Annotated in this window: 16 protein-coding genes and 1 pseudogene; 14 read left to right on the forward strand and 3 right to left on the reverse strand. The window is 69.2% G+C overall.

Annotation, left to right across the window (positions count from 1 at the left end; genetic code table 11):
* Positions 1-563 precede the first annotated feature (563 nt).
* From ACFVWW_RS08785 to ACFVWW_RS08830, 10 genes are all read left to right on the forward strand, one after another.
* Positions 564-977, forward strand: a complete 414-nt coding sequence (locus ACFVWW_RS08785) for an ATP-binding protein (RefSeq protein WP_386876888.1) — start codon at positions 564-566, stop codon at positions 975-977.
* Positions 978-1,330: 353 nt separating this feature from the next.
* Positions 1,331-1,534 (forward strand): cold-shock protein, encoded by a 204-nt coding sequence (locus tag ACFVWW_RS08790; protein ID WP_319684733.1) that lies wholly within the window; start codon positions 1,331-1,333, stop codon positions 1,532-1,534.
* Positions 1,535-1,813: 279 nt separating this feature from the next.
* Positions 1,814-3,367, forward strand: coding sequence for a DEAD/DEAH box helicase (locus tag ACFVWW_RS08795; protein WP_386876891.1), 1,554 nt, complete (start codon positions 1,814-1,816; stop codon positions 3,365-3,367).
* A 151-nt stretch (positions 3,368-3,518) separates the two neighbouring features.
* The gene (locus ACFVWW_RS08800) at positions 3,519-3,827 is read left to right on the forward strand and encodes an SCO5918 family protein (protein ID WP_386876893.1); all 309 of its coding nucleotides are present in this window, start codon (positions 3,519-3,521) and stop codon (positions 3,825-3,827) included.
* A 67-nt stretch (positions 3,828-3,894) separates the two neighbouring features.
* Positions 3,895-4,098: a cold-shock protein gene (locus ACFVWW_RS08805; protein WP_384177974.1), complete on the forward strand. Its 204-nt coding sequence runs from the start codon at positions 3,895-3,897 to the stop codon at positions 4,096-4,098.
* 178 nt (positions 4,099-4,276) lie between these two features.
* Entirely contained in the window at positions 4,277-4,441 is a 165-nt protein-coding gene (locus tag ACFVWW_RS08810) for a hypothetical protein (protein ID WP_384177977.1), read from the forward strand.
* Positions 4,442-4,507: 66 nt separating this feature from the next.
* Positions 4,508-4,801 (forward strand): Dabb family protein, encoded by a 294-nt coding sequence (locus ACFVWW_RS08815; protein ID WP_384177980.1) that lies wholly within the window; start codon positions 4,508-4,510, stop codon positions 4,799-4,801.
* Between the two features lie 177 nt (positions 4,802-4,978).
* Entirely contained in the window at positions 4,979-5,809 is an 831-nt protein-coding gene (locus ACFVWW_RS08820) for an RNA polymerase sigma factor SigF (protein WP_384177984.1), read from the forward strand.
* Positions 5,810-6,054: 245 nt separating this feature from the next.
* Entirely contained in the window at positions 6,055-6,921 is an 867-nt protein-coding gene (locus ACFVWW_RS08825; protein ID WP_030349953.1) for an RNA polymerase sigma factor SigF, read from the forward strand.
* Positions 6,922-7,143: 222 nt separating this feature from the next.
* Complete coding sequence (locus ACFVWW_RS08830; RefSeq protein WP_386876896.1) at positions 7,144-8,292, forward strand: serine hydrolase domain-containing protein; 1,149 nt, start codon at positions 7,144-7,146, stop codon at positions 8,290-8,292.
* 140 nt (positions 8,293-8,432) lie between these two features.
* On the opposite strand, the gene ACFVWW_RS08835 is transcribed toward ACFVWW_RS08830, so the two are convergent.
* On the reverse strand, positions 8,433-8,639 hold the full coding sequence (locus tag ACFVWW_RS08835) for a hypothetical protein (protein WP_384177991.1): 207 nt from the start codon (positions 8,637-8,639) through the stop codon (positions 8,433-8,435).
* Between the two features lie 306 nt (positions 8,640-8,945).
* Between ACFVWW_RS08835 and ACFVWW_RS08840 the strand changes: the two genes are divergently transcribed.
* From ACFVWW_RS08840 to ACFVWW_RS08855, 4 genes are all read left to right on the forward strand, one after another.
* Positions 8,946-9,431, forward strand: coding sequence for a MarR family winged helix-turn-helix transcriptional regulator (locus ACFVWW_RS08840; protein WP_384177994.1), 486 nt, complete (start codon positions 8,946-8,948; stop codon positions 9,429-9,431).
* Positions 9,432-9,444: 13 nt separating this feature from the next.
* Entirely contained in the window at positions 9,445-11,982 is a 2,538-nt protein-coding gene (locus ACFVWW_RS08845) for an MFS transporter (protein ID WP_384177997.1), read from the forward strand.
* 152 nt (positions 11,983-12,134) lie between these two features.
* Entirely contained in the window at positions 12,135-12,962 is an 828-nt protein-coding gene (locus tag ACFVWW_RS08850) for a YceI family protein (RefSeq protein ID WP_384178000.1), read from the forward strand.
* 129 nt (positions 12,963-13,091) lie between these two features.
* Positions 13,092-13,562 carry a PPOX class F420-dependent oxidoreductase gene (locus ACFVWW_RS08855; protein ID WP_384178003.1) on the forward strand — a complete coding sequence of 157 codons (471 nt, stop codon included), beginning with the start codon at positions 13,092-13,094 and terminating at the stop codon, positions 13,560-13,562.
* A 36-nt stretch (positions 13,563-13,598) separates the two neighbouring features.
* Here the strand turns inward: ACFVWW_RS08855 and ACFVWW_RS08860 are convergent, their stop codons facing one another.
* Both ACFVWW_RS08860 and ACFVWW_RS08865 read right to left on the reverse strand, forming a co-directional pair.
* Positions 13,599-14,429, reverse strand: a complete 831-nt coding sequence (locus ACFVWW_RS08860; protein ID WP_386876900.1) for a TetR/AcrR family transcriptional regulator — start codon at positions 14,427-14,429, stop codon at positions 13,599-13,601.
* Between the two features lie 120 nt (positions 14,430-14,549).
* A pseudogene (locus ACFVWW_RS08865) lies at positions 14,550-16,059 on the reverse strand (MFS transporter).
* Positions 16,060-16,069: the final 10 nt, after the last annotated feature.

Genomic DNA, 16,069 nt, shown 5'->3' on the forward strand with positions numbered 1-16,069 from the left:
CTGCTGCGCCGACTTACCGTTTCCGCACGTCCGTCTGGGAGGACCGGGGTGCGGGGATCGCGGATGCGTGACCGGGGACCACCTTCCATTCCGGGGCCTGCGGTACCCGAGCGGCTACAACCTCGCCCGGGCGATCCTGATGGCGTCCGCCTCCTTCTTTCCTACCTGTTCCTTCTTGCCTACCTGTCGTACTGCTGGAACTGCTGGACTGCTTGCGGCCCCTCTGAGCCGCCGGCCCGGCTGTCAGTGGCGGGGCCCCTGCGTACCGTCCGGGCCCCGCCACTCCACTGCCGTGCCACAACCTGCTGGACCTGCATGCGTGGCAGTTCGTCTCTGCCGCGCCTCACTTGCCGTCTTGGCTACGGACAGAACATTAACCTCGGCAGGCACCCATGTCTACTCCCGCCACAACAGATTTTCTGTCAGCCCGGAGGCGGGGATTCTGCCACCCGCGCATACTGGAAGCTGCATCGAATGTGCCACTCCCGGGTGTCTGAACGCCGGAAGAACGGGCACCCTTCCCCTCCTGAGCGGTACAACCGATACAGGTGGGGTGTACGCGCATGAACCACACGAAGAGCACCAGCAGGTCAGCCCCCACACCGATCGTGGTGCGGGGAGACAGTGCCGTCGGCGTCCACCGCGTCCGCGACATCGTCCGCACGTTCACCGGCGGCCTCGCCCCGGCGCCGGACTCCGACACGGCGGAGAGCCTCGTCCTCGTGGTGTCCGAACTCGTCACCAACGCACTGCGTCACGGTGGTGGCCGATACACCCTCGTCCTGTCCGCCGGAGCCGACCTCGTGCATGTCGCCGTCAGCGACCCCAGCCCCACGCCTCCGCGGGAACGCGCGCCCGACCTGAACGGCGGCAGCGGCGGCTTCGGCTGGCACATGGTCCGCCGGCTCAGCCACCGCCTGGCCATCACACCGGGCCCCGGACCCGGCAAAACCGTCCACGCCCAACTCCGCCGGTAGCGTCCCGGCATGCAACCCCGCCGCCCGACCGGCCGCCCGCCCGACCTCGCGCCTCGGACCCTGCCGGAAATAAATATCTGATGCGGCAAGTGGAGAAATAGCGACCGCGCGGTGTGATGAGTTCTGCGGCCTTGACGTTGAATTACAGAAAGTCGTCCCGCATGGCCGCTCGGGTCGTGTTACTGTTGATGGCAGTTGCAGTTGTGGTTCCCAAAGACTTCAAGTGCCCTCACTGGTCTCTGTACCGGTGGGAGCACTTTTGTATTTCCGGTGCTTTCCGGACGGGGTAATCATCGCGGCGACGCGGGGCTCGCACAGTGCGGACCCCGGGTAATGCCCCGAAGGAGATTGACATGGCTACTGGCACCGTGAAGTGGTTCAACGCGGAAAAGGGTTTCGGCTTCATCGAGCAGGACGGTGGCGGCGCTGACGTGTTCGCCCACTACTCGAACATCGCCGCCTCCGGCTTCCGCGAGCTGCAGGAGGGCCAGAAGGTGAACTTCGACGTCACGCAGGGCCAGAAGGGCCCGCAGGCCGAGAACATCGTTCCCGCCTGACGCTGACGCGTACACGAGCTGGGGCCCGCACCTTGGGGTGCGGGCCCCAGCTCGTTCGTCTTTTGCGCTCCACGAGCCGTGACGGCTCCACGAGCGGCCAGGGGACGGCATACACCCGACCGTGATTCTTTCCGGCGGACCGCCGCCCCTTTTCGAAGCACCGAGTCTCCTATTCGGCCTTGCTTCATTTCGTTTTCTTCGGCCCGTTCTTGCGATTCCTCCTGCGGCCCCTTGCTGCCGGGAATTCCTCGATACGTGCCGCATCGAGGAAGGTTCCGCATGAACCGCACAGCACGTTCGAACGACCGTTATTCCCGCACTCGTACCGGCGGGTCCGCCGGCTCTGGCGGCTACGGGGGCTCCGGTGGCTCCGGCCGGGGTGGCCGCTTCGGCGCCCAGGCCTCGGGCCGCTCGGCTGGACAGGGCCGTTCGGGAGCCTCCGGCCGCTCCGGCGGTTACGGACGACGTCCCGCCGCGCTGCAAGGAGAGTTCGCCCTTCCGGTCACCATCACCCCGGCCCTGCCCGCCGTCGCGTCCTTCGCCGAGCTGGGCATGCCGGCAGAGCTGCTGGCCACTCTCACCGCCGAGGGCGTGACCGTGCCGTTCCCGATTCAGGCGGCGACATTGCCGAATTCGCTGGCGGGCCGGGATGTGCTGGGGCGGGGGCGTACGGGGTCGGGTAAGACGCTGGCTTTCGGGTTGGGTCTGCTGGTCCGTACGGCGGGGCAGCGTGCGCAGCCGAGGCAGCCGGTGGCTCTGGTGCTGGTTCCGACGCGGGAGCTGGCGCAGCAGGTCACCGATGCGCTGACGCCGTATGCCCGGTCGCTGAAGCTGCGGCTGGCGACGGTGGTGGGTGGTATGTCGATCGGGCGGCAGGCCAGTGTGCTGCGTGGCGGGGCCGAGATCGTTGTCGCGACGCCGGGGCGGCTGAAGGATCTCATCGAGCGGGGTGACTGCCGGCTGGACCGGGTTGCCATCACGGTGCTGGACGAGGCCGATCAGATGGCGGACATGGGTTTCATGCCGCAGGTCACGGCCCTGCTCGATCAGGTGCGGCCGGAGGGGCAGCGGATGCTGTTCTCGGCCACCCTCGACCGTAATGTCGACCTGTTGGTGCGCCGTTACCTGCACGACCCGGTGGTCCATTCGGTGGACCCGTCCGCGGGTGCTGTGACCACGATGGAGCACCATGTGCTGCATGTGCACGGCGCGGACAAGTACGCGACGACGACGGAGATCGCGGCCCGTGACGGCCGGGTCCTCATGTTCCTGGACACCAAGCACGCCGTCGACCGGCTCACCGAGCACCTGCTGAACAGCGGGGTACGTGCCGCGGCGCTGCACGGCGGCAAGTCCCAGCCCCAGCGCACCCGGACGCTGGCCCAGTTCAAGACGGGTCATGTCACGGTGCTGGTGGCCACCAATGTCGCGGCCCGGGGCATTCACGTCGACAACCTGGACCTCGTGGTCAACGTCGACCCGCCCAGCGACCACAAGGACTACCTGCACCGCGGCGGCCGCACCGCCCGCGCCGGCGAGTCCGGCAGCGTGGTCACGTTGGTCCTGCCCAACCAGCGCCGCGACATGAGCCGTCTGATGGCCGACGCCGGGATCACCCCGCAGACCACCCAGGTCCGCTCCGGCGAGGCCGAACTCAGCCGCATCACCGGCGCCCAGGCCCCCACCGGAGTCCCCGTCACCATCAGCGCACCGGTCACCGAACGCCCCAAGCGCGACGGTTCTTCCTCGCGCGGGCGGCGTAGCCGCCCCGGCCAGGCCCGACGCTCCGCGGTCTCGTCCCAGCGACGTTCCTCGCTCGGCACCGCGGCCTGAGAGCCTGTCGGGTGACCTGAGCACGGCCCGGACGGATACGTCCGGGCCGTTGGTTCATCCCGCCACGACGTGGCGTCCGCGTTCTCTCCCGCTGATCCGCCGCCGGTCCGCGATCCGCTGCCGGCCTTCTTCTCGATCCTGTTGAGGCACTATGCGCTGCGTCATCGCCCGCTTCCCCTTCGACCTCGTCAAGAACGACGTGCAGGCATCCATGAAGGGCATCAAACCGGAGCCCATCACGGGCGAGTCCGTGATCATCGGCCGCCGCCACTACCCGGTCAAGCAGGTCGGTGAAGTCATCACCCGCCAGGACCGTCGCGACTTCACCGCCGGGGAAGTGACCCGGGCACTGACCCGCCTCGGCTTCACCTGCCGCTCCGCCCCCACCCTCGCGCCCGCCCCCACCCTCACCCCGTTGCAGACCGCGGCCGCGCTCCTCGGAGCCACGACAGCCGCGTAACGGGCTACGCAGGACAGAGAGGCTCGCACGGTGCGAGCTCCTGAGCACTTCCTTGAGGAGGTACGACATGGCTGCCGGCACCGTGAAGTGGTTCAACCCGGCAAAGGGTTTCGGGTTCATCGAGCAGTCAGACGGGGGCGCCGACGTGTTCGCCCACTACTCGAACATCGCCGACCGAAGCCTCCCGGGGCTACGGACAGGCCAGAAGGTGGAATTCGAGGTCACACCGGGGCTCGAAGCCCCGTACGCGGAGAACATCGTTCTCGTCTGACGTCGCAGCACCTTGGGGGGAGAGCGGCGTCAAGGGGACAGGCCGCTCCCCCCGGGACAGGAACCGGGCCCGCAAGCCCGCACAAAGGTGGATCAACGCGTGAACGGCCTCCAGGCGGTGGCGTTCATATGGTTAGACTCTCGCGACCGCACTGGAGACGCAGGGGAGGAAGCGGCTGATGGGGCAAGTGAGAAAAGTCGTGCTCTATGCGCTCGCTGTCTTCGTGCTGTACACGATCATCACGTCGCCTGCCCGGGCCGCTGATCTTGTCCAGGTAGGGTTCGAGGGCATTTCGAGCGCCGCTCAGGGCGTCGGCCAGTTCATGTCCGAGCTCATTAACTAGCCCGGACGCTCGGCAACTGGCCGGGCCGCTCGGCCGACAGCCAGGATCGTCCCCCAAGGAGTGCCCGTGATCCGCCACCTGGTCCTCTTCAAGCTCAATGAGGGCGTCTCGCGCGACGAGCCGCGTGTGATCGCCGGTGCGCGGGCCTTCGCCGAGCTCGGCGGACAGGTGCCCGAGCTGGAGTTCTGGGAGTGCGCCTGGAACATCAGCGACCGGCCGATCGCCTATGACTTCGCCATCAACTCCGCCGTCGCCGACCGGGATGCGCTGCAGCGCTACCTCGACCACCCGGCCCATCAGGCGGGCGTCGGCCAGTGGCGAGAATTCGCCACCTGGGTGATCGCCGACTACGAGTTCTGAGCCCTCCGCTCCCCCTGCCCCACACCCCTCGGGTGTGGGGTTTTTGGGCTTAATGCCCCAACTTGCCGTCAACACGGTGTTATCTGGTGCTTGCACACAGTGGACATGTCTTGTGATGCTATGACCGCTTTTGACGGATGAGTTGACCGTAGTCGACCGCTAAGGGGTGGCGTGACCGTGCCGGCCAGTACTACGCCTCAGGTGCCGCCCCAGATCGAGACCGAACCCCGCCCCGCGACCCAGAGCCGGGGAGCGGACACCAGGGCGCTGACGCAGGTGCTGTTCGCCGAGCTGAAGGAGCTGGAGCCGGGCAGCCAGGAGCACACCCGGGTGCGCGGAGCGCTCATCGAGGCGAACCTGCCGCTCGTCCGCTACGCCGCCGCCCGGTTCCGCAGCCGCAACGAGCCGATGGAGGATGTCGTCCAGGTCGGCACGATCGGCCTGATCAACGCCATCGACCGGTTCGACCCGGACCGCGGGGTGCAGTTCCCGACGTTCGCGATGCCGACGGTCGTCGGCGAGATCAAGCGGTACTTCCGCGACAACGTACGGACGGTCCACGTGCCGCGCCGGCTGCATGAGCTGTGGGTCCAGGTCACCGGTGCGACAGAGGACCTGACGACCGCCCATGGCCGCTCCCCGACGACCGCCGAGATCGCCGAGCGGCTGAAGATCTCCGAAGAAGAGGTACTGGCCTGCATCGAGGCGGGGCGTTCGTACCACGCGACCTCACTGGAGGCCGCCCAGGAAGGCGACGGGCTCCCCGGCCTGCTGGACCGGCTCGGCTACGAGGACCCCGCCCTGGCCGGGGTCGAACACCGCGATCTGGTCCGCCATCTGCTCGTACAACTGCCCGAAAGAGAGCAGCGGATCCTGATGCTGCGCTATTACAACAACCTGACGCAGTCACAGATCAGTCAGGAACTGGGCGTTTCCCAGATGCACGTGTCAAGACTCCTGGCCAGAAGTTTCGCCCGACTGAGATCCGCAAATCGGATCGAGGCGTAACCCTCCCGGGCAAACCACGAGCAAATCCACTCCGGTCCCACCTCCCCCGCCGAAAAGCCCCACACCCTCCCTTTCCTGGGCGGATGCAGCTCCCACTTGTCGACATGTCACTACAGCGTGTTGCCGACATGTGACATTCTGCTGGAACCGCGTTTGCCGCAGCCCCACCTCCGGTATTCAGGTGGAGGCTGCGTTCCTCCGACGGGAGCGGCCGACGCGACCGTCCGCGACCTTAAGGGGGTGGCATGTCCGTAGAACAGGGCAGCTCGAAGGTGCTCACGCTCACGAAGAGCGCTCCCGCGCCCGATGCTCTCGACCACGTGGTTCAGCCACGCGTGTCCCAGCCGGAAGCCATCGACACCCGCACTCTGTCCCGCTCCCTGTTCCTGCGGCTAGCCGTGCTCGACCAGGACAGCCCCGAGCGCACCTATGTACGTGACACCCTCATCGAGCTGAATCTGCCGCTGGTGCGCTATGCCGCGGCCCGGTTCCGCAGCCGCAACGAGCCGATGGAGGACATCGTCCAGGTCGGCACGATCGGCCTGATCAAGGCGATCGACCGGTTCGACTGCGAACGGGGCGTGGAATTCCCGACGTTCGCGATGCCGACCGTCGTCGGCGAGATCAAGCGCTTCTTCCGGGACACCTCGTGGTCGGTGCGCGTGCCGCGCCGGCTCCAGGAGCTGCGCCTCGCGCTGACCAAGGCCAGCGACGAGCTGGCGCAGAAGCTCGACCGCTCGCCGACCGTCCCCGAACTCGCCGCCGTACTGGGCGTGTCGGAGGAGGACGTGGTCGACGGTCTGGCCGTCGGCAACGCATACACCGCCTCCTCGCTCGACTCGCCCTCGCCGGAGGACGACGGCGGGGAGGGCTCGCTCGCGGACCGGCTGGGCTACGAGGACATGGCGCTGGAGGGCGTCGAGTACCGCGAGTCGCTCAAGCCGCTCCTCGCCAAACTCCCGCCCCGCGAGCGGCAGATCATCATGCTCCGGTTCTTCGCGAACATGACCCAGTCGCAGATCGGCGAGGAGGTCGGCATCTCGCAGATGCATGTCTCGCGGCTGCTGACCCGTACGCTCGCGCAGCTGCGGGAGGGGCTGATCTCGGACTAGTCCCGTGGCCAGCAAGCTGTGACCGGCTCGTGCTCGGCAGGCGGGAGCCCCGCCTGCCCAACTCCGCTCACCGGCGCGCGCGTTGGTGACCGGTCTCGGCCCGGCGGCCGCGCCTGCGTGAGCCGTGGCGGATCTGGGCGGATCCAGCGGCGCCGGCCCGATGATTTCGCGCCGCTCGCGCGGTCTTCCTTCCGACAGCACACGCGTCGAAAAGGCGGACCGATGACGAACCTGCGCGACATCCTGGATCAGCACGTCAGCAACGGACCGGTGCCGGGAGCGGTGGGCCTGGTGGCTCGCGGGGACCGGATCGAGGTGGAGGCCGTCGGCTCTGTCGACGTCGACGGCTCCTCCCCGATGGCCAGGGATTCGATCTTCCGCATCGCTTCGATCACCAAACCCGTCACCGCCGCGGCGGTGATGATGCTGGTCGAGGACGGCCTGATCGCGCTGGACGACCCGGTCGACCGATGGCTGCCGGAGCTGGCGTCGCCGACCGTCCTCCGCACGCCGGCCGGACCGGTCGACGACGTGGTCCCTGCTGCCCGGGCGATCACCGTGGTCGATCTGCTCACCTTCCGCGCCGGGTACGGCTTCCCGTCCGACTTCTCGCTGCCGGTGATCCAACTGTTGTTCAGCGAGCTGCGCCAAGGGCCACCGCAGCCGCAGCATGTCGCGGCGCCGGACGAGTGGATGGCGACGCTGTCCCGTATTCCGCTGCTGCACCAGCCGGGCGACGTCTGGCTGTACAACACCTGCTCCGACATCCTCGGCGTGCTGATCGCGAGGGTCTCAGGCCGTCCGTTGCCCGAGTTCCTGGCTGAGCGGCTGTTCGAGCCGCTCAGCATGGTCGACACCGGATTCGCGGTGCCGGCCGCCAAGCTCGACCGGTTCACCAGCTACTACCGGCCCCTTCCCGAGGGAGGTATCGAGCTGGTCGACACTCCCGACGGAGGTTGGAGCAGCCTGCCGGCGTTCCCGTCCGGCGCCGGCGGGCTGGTCTCGACCGTCGACGACTGGCACTCCTTCGCCCGGATGCTGCTCGCCGAGGGGGCCGTCGACGGACGTCGGCTGCTGTCGGCCGCGTCGGTGCGACAGATGACCACCGACCACCTGACCCGGTCCCAGCGCGAAGCCAGCGGGCTGTTCACGGAGGGCCAGGGATGGGGTTTCGGCGGTTCGGTCGACGTCGCGGCCATCGATCCCTGGAATGTGCCGGGACGCTACGGCTGGGTCGGTGGCACAGGAACGGCAGCGCACATCACCGCGTCCACCGGCGCGGTGGCCATCCTGCTGAGCCAGCTGGCAATGGCCGGACCGACCCCGCCCGCTCTGATGCGGGATTTCTGGCGGTACGCGGCCCAGGCCTGAGGCCGCCGCCGGGTGCCTCAGCGCCGGGCGCCTGGCGCTCCAACACCCCCGCGGACCCCGCCCATCGTGCGTGCTCCCGGGCGGGGTTCCGAAGGGCATCAGGCGAAGGGCATGAGGCGAAGGAGGTCAAGCAGAGGGGATCAGGCGAAGGCCAGCCAGGCCACCACGGCCAGGATCACGACGACCGCGACGACGCCGACGATCAGTCCGACCTTCGGTCCGCTCTGCGGAGGCGCCTGTCGGCGCTGCGGCTCGCCGTCGTCGACAAACGCACGGAACATCTGGGTGCTGCCCGCGGGGTCGGGATTGCCCTCGGGGCCCTGCGGGGCATGGGGGTTGTGTGCCATGGGGCAGGACCCTAGCGAACGCGGGGATCCAGCCCAACCCCGGGCCTACCCCCGCCTCCCCCTAACCGCCACAAATCGGGGCCGGTCGTCCTCGCCACCCAGGCCAGGCGCCCTCCCGCGACTCTCCTGCGTCCCCCCGCGCCCCTCACACACCATCCCGCACCCTCCCGCGCGAGGCATTGACCCCGTCCATGCGAAGCCTTTTGGGTTCCTTTACTCCGCTCGGCCCGATTTCGTTTGCCTGCAGCAACCAACAGCTTCTATGGTTCTATGGTTGCCCTAAGCAACAAGATGTCGGGAGGGCCCATGGCCGCAGCACGGAGTCAGTACGCGGAACTGGCCCGACAGCTCAGCGCCGTCGGCGTCGTCAAACGAGGCCTGGCGCGCATCCTGCCCGCCGAGTGCCCGGCCGGCTCGGCCGCCGTGCTGACCCTGCTGGAGCGCCACGGCGAGATGCGGATGAGCCGCCTCGCGGAGCTGCTCGCCGTCGACATGTCGGTGACCAGCAGACATGTCGCACACACCGCGGAACGCGGCTGGATAGAGCGGTCCCCCGACCCCGCCGACAAACGCTCGCGCATCCTGCGGCTCACGCCGACGGGACAGGACCTGCTCGACGAGCTCGTCCGGCGGACGACCGAGATGTTCGCGCGCACGCTCGACGACTGGACCGACGACGAGGTCGGCCAGCTCAGCACGATGCTGGAGCGGCTGCGCGGCAGTTTCGGCGACTGCCGGGACTGGCGCTACGAAGATTCGTACTCCCGTACACCCATGCGGCAAGAGACGTAAGACAAGGAATTCAATGGCTACGACCACACCAACGGGTGTGCGGGGCGGCCACGCCAAGCACGGGGGCGACCCCGCTTCCGCGACCGGCGCGCCGATGACACACCGTCAGATCATGGAGGCGCTCTCCGGGCTGCTTCTGGGCATGTTCGTCGCGATCCTCTCGTCGACGATCGTCTCCAACGCGCTGCCCGAGATCATCTCCGACCTCGGCGGCGGCCAGAGCGCCTACACCTGGGTGGTGACCGCGTCGCTGCTGGCGATGACGGCGACCACTCCGCTGTGGGGCAAGCTCTCCGACCTCTTCAGCAAGAAGCTCCTGGTCCAGATATCCCTGATCATCTATGTGACGGGTTCGATCGTGGCCGGCCTCTCGGTGAACGCCGAGATGCTGATCGCCTGCCGGGTGTTCCAGGGCATCGGCGTCGGCGGTCTCTCCGCTCTCGCCCAGATCGTGATGGCCGCCATGATCGCCCCGCGCGAGCGGGGCAGGTACAGCGGCTACCTCGGTGCGACCTTCGCCGTCGCCACCGTCGGCGGCCCGCTGCTCGGCGGTGTCATCACCGACACCTCGTGGCTGGGCTGGCGCTGGTGCTTCTACGTCGGCGTCCCGTTCGCCGTCATCGCCCTGATCGTTCTCCAGAAGACCCTGAAGCTCCCGGTCGTGAAGCGCCAGGTCAAGGTCGACTGGTCCGGTGCCTTCTTCATCAGCGCGGCCGTCTCGCTGCTGCTGCTCTGGGTCACCTTCGCGGGTGACAAGTACGACTGGGTCTCGTGGCAGACATACGCGATGGTCGGCGGGGCGATCCTGCTCGGCGCGATCTTCGTCTTCGTGGAGTCGAAGGCCAGCGAACCGATCATCCCGCTGCGCCTCTTCCGTAACCGTACGATCACCCTGGCCTCGCTGGCCTCGCTCTTCGTCGGTATCGCGATGTTCGCGGGCACGGTCTTCTTCAGCCAGTACTTCCAACTGGCGCGCGACAAGTCGCCGACGATGTCCGGTGTGATGACCATCCCGATGATCGGCGGGCTGTTCATCTCCTCCACCGTCTCGGGCATGATCATCACCAAGACGGGCCGCTGGAAGGTCTGGCTGGTCACCGGTGGTGTGCTGGTGACGGCGGGCCTCGGGCTGCTGGGCACCATCCGGTACGACACCCCGTACTGGCACATGGCGATCTACATGGCGGTGATGGGCCTCGGCGTCGGCATGATGATGCAGAACCTGGTCCTGTGCACGCAGAACCAGGTCTCCCCGCAGGATCTCGGCGCCGCCAGCTCCACCGTCACCTTCTTCCGCTCCCTGGGCGGTGCGATCGGGGTCTCGGCGCTGGGCGCGGTACTCGGCAACCGGGTCACCCACTATGTGAAGGACGGCCTGGCCGATCTCGGCCCGCAGGGCGCGGCCCTGGGCCACGCCGGCACCGGCGGCGGCGCCATCCCGGACCTGGACACGCTGCCCGCCCCGCTGCGGACGGTCATGGAGATGGCGTACGGCCACGGCGTCGGCGATGTCTTCCTCTACTCGGCTCCGGCCGCGCTGCTCGCCTTCCTGCTGACGCTGTTCATCAAGGAGGTCGCGCTGAAGACGCGGGCCGGCGGTGAGACGGCGGAGACCGCCGTTCCCGTATCCGCAGGGGCCACCGCGGCGGTCGGGATGGCTGCCGGGACTGCCGCCGGGACCGCTGTTCCGGCGCCCGCGATGACTGCCGCGATACCGGCCCAGGCCGGTGGGCCAGAGCCCCTGGGGGCGATGTCCCTGGCGGCGACACAGGCCACAGCGATCCAAGGCATCGCCGTACGAGGTGTGGTGCTCGGCTCCGAGGGCACGGCCGTGCCCGGCGCGGCCGTCACCCTGATCTCCCTGGCCGGGCGCCAGCTGGCCCGCTCGGTCGCCCAGCCCGACGGCGGCTACGTCCTGGACGCGCCGGGCTCCGGCTCGTACGTCCTGATCGCCTCCGCCGACGGCTTCCAGCCGCAGGCCTCCACGGTGGTCGTCGGTGACGGGCCGCTCGGGTACGACATCCTGCTCTCCGGTACGAGCGGCCTCACCGGATCCGTACGCAGCGCGGACACCGGGCTGCCGATCGAGGGCGCGATGGTGATCGTGACCGATGTGCGCGGCGATGTGCTGGCCACCGGGAAGTCCGTCGAGCAGGGTGAGTTCGCCTTCGGTGAGCTGATCCCCGGCTCGGTGACCGTCGCGGTGAACGCCGCCGGCTTCCGGCCGCTGGCCCTGCCGGTGGAGATCGGCGGCCACGGGGTCACCCGTATCGAGGCCGTCCTGCAGTCCGGCGCCCTGCTCCAGGGCACCGTCAGGGCGGGCGCCGCCCGGCGCCCCGCGCCCGACGCCCGCGTCACGCTGATGGACGCGGCCGGGAACGTGGTCGCCACGGCGACGACCGGGGAGGACGGCGCGTACGCCTTCGCCGACCTGAACACGGGCGACTACACGGTCATCGCGACCGGATACCCGCCGGTGGCGGGCGCCCTGACGGTCACCGGCCGCGGGGTCGACGGCCACGACATCGAGCTCGCCCACCCCGGCGAGTAGCGAAACCCCCCGGACGGCGCGGCGCTTTGTAGCGGGGCGGCGCGTGTGTCCGGGGCGGACATGGGCCCCGGTGGCGGAGGTGGCGGGCAGGGACGGCCTGCCACCCCCGGGCCGGGGCCCGGTTCTTGACGAGATCAAGGAGAGAGAACGGGATGGGACTTCGCGGACAGGTACGGACGAGGGACGGCTGGGCGGTCCAGCACGCGATCGTGACCATGACCGATATGACCGGCGCTCAGGTGCTGCGGGTGCCGGCCGACGAGGACGGGGCGGTGCGCGCCGACATGGCGCTGGCGCCGGGCCCGTACACCGTGATCGTGACGGCCGTCGGATACGCACCGGTCGCCTCCACCGCGCTGGTCACGGCGAGCGGCCGCGCCGAGGTGGGCACGGTGGTCCTGGCCCGCCAGGGCGGGGCCGAGCTGCCACCGCCCGGCGTGTGGAGCCTGGATCCGGCGCACTCCTCGGTCAGCGCGGTGGCCCAGCATCTGGGGATCTCCAGTGTGCACGGGCGGTTCAAGGAGTTCGGCGGACGGATCGAGATCGTCGAGGCCGCCGGGGGCCATGAGCGGTCGCGGGTCGACGCGGTCATCGGCGCGGCGAGCATCGACACCGGCAACGCGCTGCGGGACAAGCACCTCAAGTCGCCGGACTTCCTGGACGTCGAGCGCTTCCCGGAGATCACGTACCGCAGTACGGGGCTGACACCGGCGGGTCAGGACCGCTGGACGGTCCACGGGCAGCTGTCGCTGCACGGGGTCGTACGCGAGGTCGATCTGGAGCTGAGCTATCTGGGCACGGGGCCCGATCCGTGGGGAGGTGTACGGGCGGCCTTCCGCGCGACCACGGAGCTGCGCCGCGAGGACTTCGCGATGAACTACAACCAGGTGGTGCAGGCGGGGATCTCGGCGATCGGGACGACGCTGCGGGTGGAGCTGGACATCCAGGCGGTCCAGGGCGAGGGCCTGCCGGTCGCTTAGGCCCTGTTCGCCAGGTCCTCTTCACGCGGGACGGTCGCTCCGGCCGGGTGGCGCCGGTGGCGTGAGGCGGGCGCGCATGTGGAGTCGTCCCGGCGGCCGGGCGGGCGCGGAGGTCGTAGGCTGCGGACCATGGCCCCGAATATCGCAACGAATACCGCCGTTGACCTCGAAGAGCTGCTGGAGTTCGTACGCCCCCGGCACCGGGCGATCCTGCTGACCACCCGCTCCGACGACCGTCCCCAGGGCTCGCCCCTCGCCTGCGGGGTCGACGATTCGGGCCGGATCGTCGTCTCCACCTACCCGGAGCGCGCCAAGACGCGGAACGCCAAGCGGGACGAGCGGGTGAGCGTGATCGTCCTGTCGGACGACTGGAACGGTCCGTGGGTGCAGATCGACGGCACGGCCGAGGTCATCGACTCCCCGGAGTCGGTGGAGCCGCTGGTGGAGTACTACCGGAACATCGCCGGCGAGCACCCCGACTGGGACGAATACCGCGAGGCGATGGTGAGGCAGGGGAAGTCCCTCATCCGCATCACCCCGACCCGCTGGAGCCCCCTCGCCACCGGCGGCTTCCCGGCCCACCTCGCCCCGAAGGACTAGGTCCGGACAGGGCTTACGGAGCCTCCGAGGCGTGTTCTAGCCTCGGGCGCGCATCGTCTCGATGCCGGCGATGAGGAGTTCGAGCGCGAACGTGAAGTCCCGTTCGCGCATCTCCTCCACCGTGTCGCCGCCGCGCGCCTCCATCAGCTCGCCCGCGCCCTCGAACAGCCGCTGGAAATGGGGCTGTTCATTGATCGTCCCCATGGCCTGCCGGTAGTACTCGTCCTGGGTCAGCCCCGCCTCGGCGCAGCGCTGCACGAAGTGGCCCTCGATCGTGCCGAAGCCGTACACGAACTGGAAGACCGCGGCGAGCGCGCCCATCTGGCCGTGCGGCGCCAGGCCCGTACGTCCGACGACCGCCTGTACGGCAGCCGAGAAGACCATCGAACTCGGCCCGATGTTCAGGTACTTGCCGATCAGGGGCGATACCCACGGGTGACGGACCAGCACCGACCGGTAGCTGGCGGCCAGTTCGCGCATCTGGTCGCGCCAGTCGGCGGTCTCGTCCGTCAGATCCGGGACCTGGACCTCGCCGAAGACAGAATCCAGGGCGAGTTCCAGCAGGTCGTCCTTGGTGTCGACGTACCAGTAGAGGGACATCGCCGTCACACCCAGCTCCGCGGCCAGCCGCCGCATGGAGAACTTCGCCGGGCCCTCCGCGTCGAGCAGCCGCACCGAGACCGCGATGATCCGGTCGCGGTCGAGCCCGGCGGGCTGGTCGGCTCCCTGATCGGACCGCTGGTCCGAACGTTCGGAGCGTTCGGGGCGTTCGGGGCGTTCGCTCTTGCGGCCACGGGCCGCCGGCTTCCCCTCCAGCCATACGCTGGTCCGGGTCGGACGCTTGGCGCGATCGGCTTCCGACACCATGGGTGAGCCTCCTCGGTTCCTTCCGGCCGGGCGGACCGGACTCCAGTGACCTACCCCCTCCGGCCACCGGACGACTGTGCGGCCGGCTACCGGAGCCCGGCAGTCCGCCCGGTCCCGATGCTATGCCGCCCCTGCGGAAGAGTCTGCCCGCTCGGCGCGGCGCAGCAGCAGCGCGGCCGGCACTCCGCCCACCAGTACGGCCACCGCGCCGACCAGCTGACTCGTCTCCAGACCCGAGGCGAACGCGTCGGAGATCCGCAGCCGCTCCGCCTCCCCCTCGGCCGCCGCGAGCGCGGCGGGCAGCGAGGCGGCTCCGACGGCCGCGGGAACGAGCGCGGCGAAGCGGGAGTTCAGTCAGTACGGCGCCGAGGACGGCGACCCCGAGGCCGTTGCCGCATTCGGCGAGCGTGCCGTTGATGCCCGCGCCCACGCCCGCCTTCTCCGGCGGGATCGCGCTCATGATGGCGTTGGCCATGGCCGGCATGGAGAGGGCGACACCCGCGCCCATCACGATCAGACCGAGCAGCATCCCGCCGTAGCCGTCGGCGCCGAGTACCGCGATGGCGGCGAGCCCGGCGGCCACCAGAGCCATTCCGCCGGCGATGGTGCCCGGGGTGCCGAGCTTCGGGAGCAGCCGCGCCCCGACACCCGTCAGGTTGAGGACGATGACGGTGACCGCGAGCGGAGCCGTACGCAGACCGGCGTCCAACGGGCCGTAGCCGAGGACGAACTGAAGATGCTGGGTCAGCAGGAAGAGCGAGCCGCTCATGCCGAAGGCGACCAGGATGGCGCCCGCGACCGCCCCGATGAAGCGCTGGTTGCGGAAGAAGTGCATATCCAGCATGGGGTACGGGATGCGCAGCTCCCAGGCCACGAAGAGGCCGAGGACAGCCGACCCGACGGAGGCGGAGAGCAGGACCTGACCCGAGGTCCAGCCGTGGTCGGGGCCGGAGACGATCGCGTACACGACAGCGGTCATGCCGATGGTGGAGAGCACCGCGCCGAGCAGGTCGGGGCGGTCGCCCTCCTTGCTCTTCGACTCCGGTACGAGCGCCAGGACCGCGACCAGCCCGATCACCGCGACCGGGATATTGATCAGGAAGATCGCCCCCCACCAGAAGTGGTCGAGCATGACTCCGCCGACCAGCGGACCGGCCGCGAAGCCGAGAGAGCTGACGGTCGACCAGATGCCGATCGCCTTGACGCGCTCGGAGTCGTCGAACGTCTGCACGACGACGGCCAGGGTGGTGGTCATCAGCAGGGCGCCGCCGATCCCCATTCCGGCGCGTGCGGCGATCAACTGGGCGCTGGACTGGGCGAGTCCGGCGGCGAGTGAGCCGATACCGAACAGCGCGAGGCCCGCGGTCAGCAGCTTCTTGCGGCCGTAGCGGTCGGCGGCGTTGCCCGCGGTGAGCAGCAGGCCCGACTGGACCAGGGAGTAGGCGTTGATCATCCACTGAATGTCGGCGGTGGACGCGTGCAGTTCCCGGGTGAGGGAGGGGATCGCGACGCTGAGGACGGTGTTGTCGAGCAGCACGGTGAGCTGGGCGAGGCAGATGACGCCGAGGATCAGCCAGCGCTGCGGGTGACGTGCGGGGGCGGTGTGGTTCTCGGCGGCCGTGGCCGTCATCGGGGACTCC

The organism is Streptomyces sp. NPDC058198, from assembly GCF_042882605.1.
GTDB lineage: Bacteria > Actinomycetota > Actinomycetes > Streptomycetales > Streptomycetaceae > Streptomyces.